The organism is Sporichthyaceae bacterium (assembly GCA_036269075.1).
Taxonomy (GTDB): domain Bacteria; phylum Actinomycetota; class Actinomycetes; order Sporichthyales; family Sporichthyaceae; genus DASQPJ01.
In genome coordinates, this window is the sequence record DATASX010000114.1 from 1 (window position 1) to 11,352 (window position 11,352).

At 70.0% G+C, this 11,352-nt stretch carries 9 protein-coding genes; 4 read left to right on the top strand and 5 right to left on the bottom strand.

Annotation, left to right across the window (positions count from 1 at the left end; translation table 11 throughout):
- Positions 1-416: 416 nt before the first annotated feature.
- The 5 genes from VHU88_20935 to VHU88_20955 form a co-directional block, all read right to left on the bottom strand.
- The gene (locus VHU88_20935) at positions 417-2,207 is read right to left on the bottom strand and encodes a phosphoenolpyruvate carboxykinase (GTP) (GenBank protein HEX3614163.1); all 1,791 of its coding nucleotides are present in this window, start codon (positions 2,205-2,207) and stop codon (positions 417-419) included.
- Between the two features lie 610 nt (positions 2,208-2,817).
- Positions 2,818-3,669 carry a hypothetical protein gene (locus tag VHU88_20940; protein HEX3614164.1) on the bottom strand — a complete coding sequence of 284 codons (852 nt, stop codon included), beginning with the start codon at positions 3,667-3,669 and terminating at the stop codon, positions 2,818-2,820.
- A gap of 100 nt (positions 3,670-3,769) precedes the next feature.
- Positions 3,770-5,629 (bottom strand): dynamin family protein, encoded by a 1,860-nt coding sequence (locus VHU88_20945; protein ID HEX3614165.1) that lies wholly within the window; start codon positions 5,627-5,629, stop codon positions 3,770-3,772.
- A complete protein-coding gene (grpE, locus tag VHU88_20950; protein HEX3614166.1) occupies positions 5,626-5,964 on the bottom strand; it encodes a nucleotide exchange factor GrpE in 339 nt (112 codons plus the stop codon). The genes VHU88_20945 and grpE overlap by 4 nt, the downstream gene beginning before the upstream one ends.
- A gap of 265 nt (positions 5,965-6,229) precedes the next feature.
- Positions 6,230-7,846, bottom strand: coding sequence for a dynamin family protein (locus tag VHU88_20955; protein ID HEX3614167.1), 1,617 nt, complete (start codon positions 7,844-7,846; stop codon positions 6,230-6,232).
- Between the two features lie 203 nt (positions 7,847-8,049).
- On the opposite strand from VHU88_20955, the gene VHU88_20960 reads away from it, so the two are divergent.
- From VHU88_20960 to VHU88_20975, 4 genes are all read left to right on the top strand, one after another.
- Entirely contained in the window at positions 8,050-9,306 is a 1,257-nt protein-coding gene (locus VHU88_20960) for a histidine kinase (GenBank protein ID HEX3614168.1), read from the top strand.
- Between the two features lie 4 nt (positions 9,307-9,310).
- On the top strand, positions 9,311-9,967 hold the full coding sequence (locus VHU88_20965) for a response regulator transcription factor (protein ID HEX3614169.1): 657 nt from the start codon (positions 9,311-9,313) through the stop codon (positions 9,965-9,967).
- Positions 9,968-10,055: 88 nt separating this feature from the next.
- Positions 10,056-10,898 (top strand): Cof-type HAD-IIB family hydrolase, encoded by an 843-nt coding sequence (locus tag VHU88_20970; GenBank protein ID HEX3614170.1) that lies wholly within the window; start codon positions 10,056-10,058, stop codon positions 10,896-10,898.
- Positions 10,899-11,213: 315 nt separating this feature from the next.
- Positions 11,214-11,352: ATP-binding cassette domain-containing protein (locus VHU88_20975; protein ID HEX3614171.1), on the top strand; the 139-nt coding region annotated here is incomplete at its 3' end.

Below are 11,352 nucleotides of genomic sequence, written 5' to 3' on the forward strand. Positions count from 1 at the left end.
AGCCAGCAGTTGATGACCGAGGCGGGCGCCGACTGGGGCCGCCTCGGCCAGATTCTCGAATCGCTCAACGACCTGCACCGGGACGCCCTGCCGCCGGCTGCGGCCGGGACGCGCGCGACGACGATTCACCTGGCCGGGCCGGCCCGGCATCACTCGATGCGGCGCTGGTACGGGCAGATCCGGGCCACCGGCAGCAGCGTCGGCCTCGAGTTCGGGCTCGTCCCGCACCGCCCACCCGGGGCTGATCGCCGGCCCCCTGCACGACCGGTTCCCCGGCCTGAACGGCCGACCCGGTTGCCTCCTCGGGGTCATGACCGGGCGCGGTCAGCGGACCCTCGAGGAGGCGCTGCGGCAACACGCGGGCGCCCGGTTCGCCGGCATCGTCGACCGCCGGCGAGCAATGCGCCTGCGCGGAGTTAAGCGTCCAGGCGCTGCCTGAGCGAGTACAGCTCGTCACGCATCGACGACGGAAGCTGTGGCCCGATCCTCTCGAACCACGCCTCGATGTCCGGGATCTCCTGGCGCCACTCGTCGACATCGACGTCCACGACGGCCTGCATCGCCGCGGCGTCGAGGTCCAGCCCCGAGGCGTCCAGCGCGTCGGCGGTCGGTACCCGGCCGATCGCGGTGTCGGTGGCGGCCGCCTTGCCCTCGATGCGCTCGATCGCCCACTTGAGCACGCGGACGTTCTCGCCGAAGCCCGGCCACAGGAACTTGCCCTCGGCGTCGCGGCGGAACCAGTTCACGTAGAAGATCCGCGGCAGCTTGACGGCGTCCGCGCCCTTGCCGACGTCGATCCAGTGCGCGAAGTAGTCGCCGGCGTTGTAGCCCAGGAACGGCAGCATCGCCATCGGGTCGCGACGGACGACGCCGACCTTGCCGACGGCGGCGGCGGTCGTCTCGGACGACATCGTCGCGCCGAGGAAGACGCCGTGCTGCCAGTCGCGGGCCTCGGTCACCAACGGGATCGTGGTCGCCCGCCGTCCACCGAAGAAGATCGCGTCCAGCGGCACACCGCGCGGGTCCTCCCACTCCGGGGCCCGCGTGTCGCACTGGTCGATCGGCGTGCAGTACCGCGAGTTCGGGTGGGCGGCCTTCTCGTCCGAGGCGGGCGTCCAGTCCTGCTTCTTCCAGGACGTGAGGTGCGCGGGCGGCTCGCCCATGCCCTCCCACCAGATGTCGCCGTCGTCGGTCAGGGCCACGTTGGTGAAGATCGAGTTGCCCTTGCCGATGGTGCGCATGGCGTTCGGGTTCGTGTGGAAGTCGGTGCCGGGCGCCACGCCGAAGAAGCCGTTCTCCGGGTTGACCGCGTACATCCGGCCGTCGGCACCGATGCGCAGCCAGGCGATGTCGTCGCCGATCGTCTCGAGCTTCCAGCCCGGCAGGCTCGACTCGAGCATGGCCAGGTTCGTCTTGCCGCACGAGCTGGGGAACGCGGCGGCAATGTAGTAGCTTCTGCGCTCGGGCGACGTCAGCTTGGCGACGAGCATGTGCTCGGCCAGCCAGCCCTCGTCGCGCGCCTTCACCGAGGCGATTCGCAGCGAGTAGCACTTCTTGCCGAGCAGCGCGTTGCCGCCGTAGCCGGAGCCGTAGCTCCAGATCGCCCGCTCCTCGGGGAAGTGGGTGATGTACTTGGTCGTGTTGCACGGCCACGGCACGTCTTCTGTACCGGGTTGCAGCGGGGCGCCCACGGAGTGCAGGCACTGCACGAAGTCCGCGTCGGTGCCGAACTTCTCCAGCGCCCTGGTGCCGGCGCGGGTCATCACGTGCATGGACACGACAACGTATTCGGAATCGGTGATCTCAACACCGAGCATGGGGTTTTCCGCACCCAGCGGGCCCATGCAGAACGGGATCACATACATCGTGCGACCGCGCATACTGCCGCGGTACAGCTCGGTCATGATCCCTTTCATCTCGGTGGGGTCCATCCAGTTATTGGTTGGACCACTGTCCTGCGAATCCACCGAACAAATGAAAGTGCGCTCTTCGACGCGAGCGACGTCATCCGGGTCGGACGCGGCCCAGAACGAGTTCGGCTTCTTGGCCAGCGGCACGAAGGTGCCCGCGTCGACCAGCTTGCTGGTAAGGCGGTTCCACTCGTTCTCGGAACCGTCGACCCACACCACTTCGTCGGGGGTGGTCAGTTCGGCGACCTCGCGCACCCAGGCCAGCAGGCGAGCGTGCCTGGTCGGGGCATCGCTCAAGCCGGGGATGGCTTCCGGCGCGGCGGATTGAGCGTCGGCCACCGGCCGGGTGGCCCTAGCGTCTGACACTGCGGTCATCTCGCGTCGTCTCCTGACTGGACGTCACGTAGTCCCGGCATTCGGCAGCCTCCATGCCGATCACCGGGACTTCGTCGTCCGTGGAAATGGCTTCTACACGCCCGGTGTGAAGGGGCGTGCGAAGAAATTGGGATTACTTGAGGTTAGCCCCACCGGGCGCGCACCGCAGAGGTCGAACCTGTCGGCTCGCTCACAAAAACGATCAGGGAATCGATTAAGCGCCGGAAAGATTGCGCCGGTTGAGTGACCCTGAGAAAATCTTGTGAGGCTTGTTGAGGGCCAGGTCTCATCGAGATGACGGCTGGATGAGGGCCGCGTCTCATTCGGCACCGAGCGCCAGGAGCTTGCCGGCAGGAGTCAGGTCTCGGTCGGGCAACGGTGAACGAGCGCCAACCCCTCGGCCGGCCTCAGGTCAAGGCCCAGCCGGACTCGGTTCGGGCCCAGTTCGGCTTGGTTCGGCTCGATTCGCCCAGCCAATTCAGCTCGATTGGCTCGGACCGGCCCAGTTCAGCTCGGTCTGGCTCAGTTCGGCTCAGTTGGGGGAGATCCACTGACCGGTCGCTGCGTCGATCCGGACCACGCCGTGGCCGTTGAAGGCGCTCACCGAGTCCGAAGCGTCCTGCGCCCCGTCAACCGATCCGTCCGAACCGTGCGAGGGAGTGCCGACCGAGGGTGCGGTGCTCCAGAACCGGTCGCTCGCGGCGTCCTGAGTGGCCGGTCCGCCGGAGAGCGCGGAGCCGGTCGCGCCCAGCTGCGGGTCGAACGAACCGGACGCGCCGGCATCCTGGTGATACTGACCGCTGCCGTCCAGATGCCCGGTCTGCTCCTCGGTCCAGGTGTGTTCGCCGGTGTGCTCGGCGATGATCACGTGGCCGTCGGCGGTGATCTCGGTGGCCACATCGGCCTGACCGTCACCGGTGGTGTCGGTGTACATGATCGTGTCGCCGTTGGCGTCGGTCACCACCGCGGTGTCCGGCTTGCCGTCGTGGTTGGTGTCGACGGTGGCCGGGCCGATCGAGTGTTCGCCGGAGGGCGTGTCCACGCTGATCGTCTCGCCGGACCCGTCGCCGTCCCCGGTGCTGGCCGCGGTCGGGTCACCGGCCGTCGGTGCGCCCGAATTGCCGCTTTCCACCCAGTGTCCCGCGTCGAAGTGGGCCTGGCGCAGCTCGTCGCCCTCGGTGTCGTACTCGGTCACCAGATCCGCCGTGCCGCTGTGGTCGTCGTCGGTGTAGACGAGGTGGTCACCGTTGGCCTCGGTCAGCTCGTAGGAGTCGACGACCTCGTCCTGGGCGTAGGAGTAGTTCTCCTGCTCGGTGAACCCGTGGCCGTCGACATCAATCTGCAGCTCACCAGAGTCACCCGGATCACCGTTGTCGATGTACACCGGCTCCCCCTGTTCTCCAGCTTCTCGGCACGACTGGGGCGGAATTGGACTTTCCCTGCTTGGACTCACCGTATGCCGATCCGGTTCCGTCGGCCAGCCGCTAATTTGCGCCATCCGCGATCGAGGTCCGGCAGGTGGTCCAGCGGCGATCGCGCAGCGCCCTGATCTGCTCAAGCAGCTCACTCGCCCGCGCCTGGCCGGCACGCACCTCGGCGAGGCGCGCGCCGGCCTCGGCGAGTTCGCGGGCTCGTTCACCGGCCCGCAGCTTCATGGTGCGGTCTGTCTCGCGCAGTTCGGCCTCGATCGCGTCGATCCGCTTGCCGAGCGCCTCGTCGAGCGCCAGCGAGAGCTGCGCCTCGGCCTCGATGAGCTGCTCGGAGACCAGCTGGTCCATGGTGGCGCGGGCATCGGCGATCGCCTCGGTGAGCCACTGCTTCATCTGCTGCTTCTCGGCCGCGTACTTGCGGGTGCGGGCCAGCCACCAGCCGGCACCGAGGCCGATCACGATGGTCGCCGGCAGCACCAGCGGGTTCAGCGCGACCGCGCCGACCATGCCCAGCGGCAACGCGGCCACCCGCGCCGCACCGAAGCCGCCGGTGATGCCCATGAACACCAGCAGCTTGTCGTCGGCGGTCGGGCTGCGGCGTTCCGGGGCGCGCAGGACGACCGGCGGGCCTGCCCGCACGAACTGGGCGCGCAGTACCGCGATCTCCTCGACCGAGAACAGCTCGGCCAGCACGGTGTCGGCGACCCGGCCGAGCCGCTCGGTGAGCGCGGCGGACAGCTTGGCCGAGGCCAGTTGCAGGGCGGCGTCCACCTGCCGGGGCGCGTCCGCCAGCGCGGTGCGGTCGGCGGCGTCGATGGCCTGCCGGAACCAGGACTGCAGATCGCGCATTTCCCGGCTGACCTCGTGCCCGCTCTCCATCCTCGCCCGCTGCATCTCCGCGCGCAGCCGCACCTGCCAGCCTCGGGTCGCCGACCGGCGCGCGGTGACCAGCTCGTCGCGCCGTTTGGTCAGCGCCGCCGCTTCCGCCTCGCCCGCCGAGTAGGCGCGGCAGCGGGTGGCCAGCACCGCCTCCTGTCCGGCCAGCGCCGTGCTGACCGCGCGCAGGCCGTTGGCCTCGGTGAGCATCATCGACCGACCGACGAGCAGTTCCTGCAGGGTGGTCTGGAGTTCGACGATGCCGGAGCGTTCGCGCAGCATCGCAGCGGCCTGCGGACCCCCGGTGGTGCCGGCGAGCTGGAACATCCTGGCCGAACAGGGCGCGATCGCGGCGTCGGCGAAACGCGGGGCGTGTTGGGCCAGCAGCGCGCGGTCCGCGTCGAGGATCTCCTGCCAGCCACGGAAGGCGTCCACTTTGGTCAGTACGAACAACACGGTCTCGACCCGCTCGCCGACCTCCCGAAGGAAGGCCAGTTCGCCTGCGGTGAAAGGAGAAGACGCGTCGACGACGAACAGCAGCGCGGTCGCGTCGGCAGCGGCCTGTCTGGCCAGTTCACCGTGGATCGAGTTCAGCCCGCCGACCCCAGGAGTGTCCACAATGGTCAGACGTTCGAGCAGCGGTACCGGCCCGTCGACCGTGACATAGCGCGGCGGCAGCGCGCCGGGAGGCAGCTGCCCGTTGGCAACGACCCAGTTGGGCAGGTCGGGCAGCTCGATCGGGACCGGCGGCACCGAACCCGGATAGCAGGCACGGGCCTGCCAGCTCGGCGCGTGGCCGAAGACGAGGTAGGTCGCGGTGGCCACATCGGCGTCGACCGGCGACCGGTTCGGCTGCGCGATCAGCGCGTTGACCAGCGAACTCTTCCCCCGGTTGGTCTCACCGACCACGACGACGCTGGGCGCGGCCGACTGGATGGTCCGCTGCGTCGCAGCCCAGTTCGCGCCGGCCGGGTCGAGGTCGCCGAGCAGGTCGAGCAGTCGCTGCCTGGTCTCCCGGACGGTCCGCGGCAGGTTCACGCGGCCTCGCGCTTGGCATAGACCAGCACGACCGGGGCGCGCAGCACCCGGCCGTGGTCGACGAAGCCGACCGCCTCGGTCTCCGCGATCGTGCCGATCAGCTCGGCGTCATCGGTGGGCACCGTGCCGGCCGCCTCGTGCCGGGCCGGGTCGAAGCGCTCGCCGTCGGGGCGCACTCCGATGATGCCGATCTCGGCAAGACCGCGTTCGAGCTGGGTGGCCACCCCGGTACTGCGGGCCCGGTCCAGCGCGTAGAGACACAGCAGCACCACCGCGCGCCGTTCGGACAACGCGGTTTCCAGCAGGCCGTAGGGATCGATCGGATCCACGGCCATCAGGTCGACTTCATCGGGCCTCACATCCGGTTCGGACGCACGCCCGGCCGGAGCCGTTCCATCGATCCCCGCCGCAGCCGTCCCTGCCCTGTCGATCCCCGCTGTGTCGATCCCTGCTGCGTCGACCCCTGCTGTGCCGACCCCTGCTGTGCCGACCCCTGCTGTGCCGACCCCTGGTGCGTCGACCCCTGGTGCGGCCATTCCCGCCCTGTGGATTCCTGCCGCCTCGATTCCTTCTCCGTCAATCCTGTTCGCGGCCACTGGTTCATCCCCCTCGGTCGGCTCGTCCCGGCCCAGTCTGCTCGCGCAGTCGCTGCCAGATGAGGAAATACGCCCGATGGACCACATGCGCCACCCGGCTCTGCGCCGGAGTCGCGCCGAAGGAGGCGAACGAGCGCCACCAGCCGGCCCGCTCCAGCGCGTGGCCGGCCAACTCGGCCGGTTCGGCGCCGGGGCGGCCGAGCTGTTCGTCGACCCGGACCGAGCTGCCCACCCGTAACACCTCCTCGGCGAGGTCGGCGGGCAGGTCGAGAGCACCGGAGGCGACCAGGGTGAGTGCTTCCAGCAGGCGCAGCTGATGCGCCTGCGGTTTGGCCAGCAGCACCTCGATGGCGTCGTGCACCCGCTGCCGTTCGCCGTCGTCCCCGGAGGCCGCCGCGATCGCGACGATCGAGGCCAGCGCCGCCGCGGCCTTGATGCCGTCGGCCCTGGCCCGGAACACCGCCTCCAGCCTGCCGCGCACCTCGGCGAGACCGGAGAGGTCCAGCAGCAGGCGGCGCAGCGAGCCGGTGGTGATGTTGGGCGCCTCGCGGATGGCGGTGATCGCGCATTCGATGCCGTAGAGATCGAGGCGGGCCAGCAGCGCGGCCCTTGTCGCGGCCGGGACCCCGACGTCCCAGGAGGTGAACAGCTCGGCCGAGACGAGCATGGTCGCGACCGTGTCGGCGTCGAGTTCGGCCAGTCCACGCAGCGCGTAGGCGTCCGCCGAGCTGAACCGGCCGGTCTCGGCCGACTCGGCGAGCAGGCCGATCACCGGGAGGACCTCCGCGACCCTGGTAGCCAGCACCTCGGCCTGCCGGCGGGCCAGCAGCTGCGCGGCCTGCCAGACATTGCCCCCGGAACCGGCGACCGACTCCGCGACGACCGTATCGGCCTTGTTCAGCACCGCGATCGCGTTGACCGGTCCGGCGTCCCGGCCAGCGGTCGCCGCGCTGAACGCGGTGAGCACCTCGCGGTCGTCCGCGCGGGCGGACTGGGTGAGGACGTAGAGGACCGCCTCGGCACCGGCGACCGCGTTCGCCGACACCGCGTCGAGGGTGTCCTTGGTCGCCGAGTCACCGGCCGCGGTGGTGCCGACCGCCGAGGTGCTGGTCGCGGTGGTGCTGGTCGCGACCGTGCCCAGCGCGCTTTCGGTCCTGGCCACCGAGCCCGCGTCCAGCGATCCGAGGCCGGGGGTGTCGATCACGGTCAGGTCGCGCAGCACCGCGTTGGTCAGGTACACCTCAAGGTGGGAGACGCGGTCGAGGTCGACACCGAGCCGCGCCGGGATCATCCCCTCGGCGTCGAAGGGCAGCACCTGCTTGCCACCGTCGGTGAAGATCACCTCGACCCGGTCCAGCGCGTCATAGGAGAACCGAGTGACGAGGCGGGTGCACTCGCCGATGTCGGTCGGCGCGACCCGGCGCCCGATCAGCGCGTTGACCAGGGTGGACTTCCCGGACTTGATCCGCCCGGCGACCGCGACCTGCAACGGCGCGGCCAACCGGTGCAGTACATCGGCGAAGCCGGCCGCCGTGGCCGGTGACACCTGCGGTCGCAACCGGTCACACAGGCTGGCGACCGCGGCCGACAACGGCCCAGCGAAGCCTGCTGGTTCACTCAAGGAGCCACCTCGCCGAGATCATCTGCCGCCATCGGAGATCGCGCCCCGAATGGTGCCACGAGTGGCCGACGGTAATTCCGCCTGTCGCCAACGGCGCCCGGACCAGGCGCCGGCCGGGCATCCGTCCACGGCGGTAGCCACGACCGTGGGATGTCGTCCCGCAGGGTGACGTCGAACCGACCGCGACTGCCTAGCCTGGAGTGGTGCGGAGGTTGAGCTTGTGGATGCGGACGCATCCGATGTTCGGGGACACCATCATCGCGGTGGTCCTCGGTATGTTCGACCTCCTTTCCTCGGTGGACAAGGCACCGGCCAACTTCGCCACCTACGCCGTGAGCGGGCTGCTGCTGGTGGTGCCGGTGATGTTCCGGCGGCGCAGTCCGCTGCTGGCCAGCTACCTGATCATGGCGGGCGGCTGGCTGCAGGTGCTCATGCCCAGCAGCCTCGGCGACGGCCGCACCGACCTGATCTTCCGCGGCGGGGACTTCGCCCTCGGTGTCGCGCTCTACACCCTGGTCACCTGCACCACCCGCAGGCGCGCACTGGAGTACGCCGGGCTGCTGGCGATCGGCACGGTGGTGTGGGCGTTCTGGCGGGTCGGCCCCCTTGACGACGCCGGGGCGAGCGTCAGCGTCACGGTCGCGATCGGCGGGCTGCTGGTCTTCGCCTTCTGCTGGACGCTCGGCGAGTTCGTCGGGGCGCGGCGGGCCTATCACGCCGAGCTGGAACGACGGCTGGCGCTGCTGGAGACCGAACGCGGCCAACAGGCCAGGATCGCGGTCGCCGAGGAGCGCACCCGGATCGCCCGCGAACTGCACGATGTCGTCGCGCACGCGGTGAGTGTGATCGTGGTGCAGGCCGACGGCGCCGCGTACGCCATCCACGACAATCCCGCGCTGGCCGAGACCGCGGTGCGCACCATCGCCGAGACCGGCCGGGGCGCCCTGCACGAACTGCGCAGGCTGCTGGAGCTGCTGCGCAACGAGTCCGACGAGCGCGACACCCGCGCCCCGCAACCGGATGTGGCCGCGCTGCCGGAACTGGCGGAGAAGGTGACCGCCGTCGGGCTACCGGTGTGGCTGGTCTTCCGGGGCGACCTGGCCGGTCTGCCCGCCGCGGTCGGGCTCGGCATCTACCGGATCGTGCAGGAGGCGCTGACCAACACGCTCAAGCACGCTGGGGTCGGGGCCGAGGCGCATGTGCGGGTGGAGCGGGTCGGCGGGCTGATCGAGGTCGAGGTCGCCGACGGCGGGCCGCGCGAACCGGCACGCGAGAACGGCGCGGCCTATCCGAGGCAGCGGGCCGCGGTCGGGGTCTCCGGCGGCAACGGACTGATCGGGATGCGTGAACGCGCCACCGTGTTGGGTGGAACCCTGCAGGCCGGGCCGCGGCCGGAAGGCGGCTGGCAGGTGCGGGCGACCTTCCCGGTTCGAGGAGCGCAGGCGCCGGCCCTACCCTGAGCGGGTGATCCGAGTACTGCTGGTTGACGATCAGGAACTCATGCGAATGGGTTTTCGCATGGTGCTCGGCGCGCAGCCGGACATCGACGTCGTCGGTGAGGCCGGTGACGGCCGGCAGGCCGTCGAACTGGCCCGCGAACTCAAGCCCGACGTGGTACTGATGGACGTCAGGATGCCGATCCTGGACGGCGTCGAGGCGACCAAGCAGATCACCGAACCCGGCCTGGCCAAGGTGCTCGTGATGACCACCTTCGACCTCGACGAGTACGCGCTCTCGGCGCTGCGCAACGGCGCGAGCGGCTTCCTGCTCAAGGACACCCAGCCTGCCGAGCTGGTCTCCTCGCTGCGCGCGGTGGCCAGCGGCGACGCGGTGGTCGCGCCGAGTGTGACCCGCAGGCTGCTGGACCGCTTCCTCGGCGCGGCAGGCGGCGAACTGCGCGACGCGGCGGTGCTCGACGCGCTCACCGAGCGGGAACGCGAGGTGCTGGTGCTGATGGCACGCGGACTGTCCAACACCGAACTGGCCGCGAAGCTGTTCCTGTCCGAGGCGACGGTCAAGACGCACGTCGGCCGGATCCTGGCCAAGCTCGACGTCCGGGACCGTGTCCAGGCGGTGGTACTCGCCTACGAGACCGGCCTGGTCCGCCCCGGCGACGGCTGAGCCCCACGGCCGGCGAATCGCCGATCAGCGCAGGTCAGCCCAGTCAGGCAACTGGACCACTCGATCGGGTGAGTTAACCTCTGTCATCGTGACAACTCCGGTGCGGCGTCGACCCCAGTGGCAGCCACGACTGATCGCGATCGACATCGACGGCACGCTGTGCGCGGAGGGCACCAACCTCACGGCCACCGGACCCGGCGCGGTCAGCCCCGCGGTGCGGGCGGCGCTGGCCGCCGCGGTCTCGGCGGGAACCCAGGTCGTGCTGTGCTCGGGGCGCACCGTGCTCGGGGTCCGACCGTTCCTGACCAGCCTGCACCTGTCCACCGGTTGGGCGATCTGCTCCAACGGCGCGGTGCTCGTCGACGCGGCGACCGGCGAGGTGGTCACCGCCGTCACCTTCGACCCGGCCGAGCCGGCCCGGCTGCTGCGCAAACTGGTCCCGGACCCGTTGTTCGTCGCCGAGGTCATCGGGGTCGGCAACTACGCCACCGACGACTTCAACGCCTTCGAGTTCTTCGGCGCCACCACCGTCGTCGACTTCGACACCCTGGTCAGCAGGCCGACGCCGAGGATGAGCGTGCTCTGGCCCGGCCACAGCTATGCGGAGCTGGCCGAACTGGTCGCCGGGGTGGAGGTCCCCGGCGTGCACTACAGCCTCGCCAACGCCGACGCCTGCCTGATGGCGACGCCGCCAGGAGTCACCAAGGGCACCGCGTTGGAGTCGCTGCGTGCGCGGCTCGGCGTCGCCGCCGAGGACACGATGGCGGTCGGGGACGGCTTCAACGACGTGGAGATGCTGGCCTGGGCCGCGCACGGGGTCGCGATGGGGCAGGCCCCCGACCCGGTCAAGGCCGTCGCCGACGAGGTCACCGCGACGGTCGACGCGGACGGACTCGCCAGGGCACTGCGTCGCTGGTTCCCGCAGGACTGAGCCTGCCAGCGGGACCCCCGGCCACCGAACCCTTCCCATTGCTGGTCGGACTGAACCACGCTCGCGGACAGGCGTCTGTACTCAACGTCAGGGTGAAATCAGGGTCTGCCGGGATTCCTACGACCGTGGGATGAGAGAAGCTCAGACCACGGTAGGTCACGATCACGGTAGCTCTGGACCGCAGGCCGACGCGCCAACGGTCGCAAACCCGGCATGCTGTGTCTCAACCGAGCCGCTGTCGGGCCCACCGGGGCGCATCGCGGAAAAACTGGCGGAACCGCGGTCGCGGTATCCGACGCTGACGAGGAGTTGTCCATGATTGAGGCGGTTGGTTTGACCAAACGCTACGGCCGCACCCTCGCGGTCAACAACCTGTCCTTCACCGTCCAACCAGGACGCGTCACCGGTTTCCTCGGACCCAACGGCGCCGGCAAATCCACCACCATGCGCATGA

What these genes read in the sequence shown, in the direction of transcription:
- grpE (HEX3614166.1), bottom strand. Translation starts at nt 5,964, where the DNA reads ATGGCCGTGGATCCGATCGATCCCTACGGCCTGCTGGAAACCGCGTTG.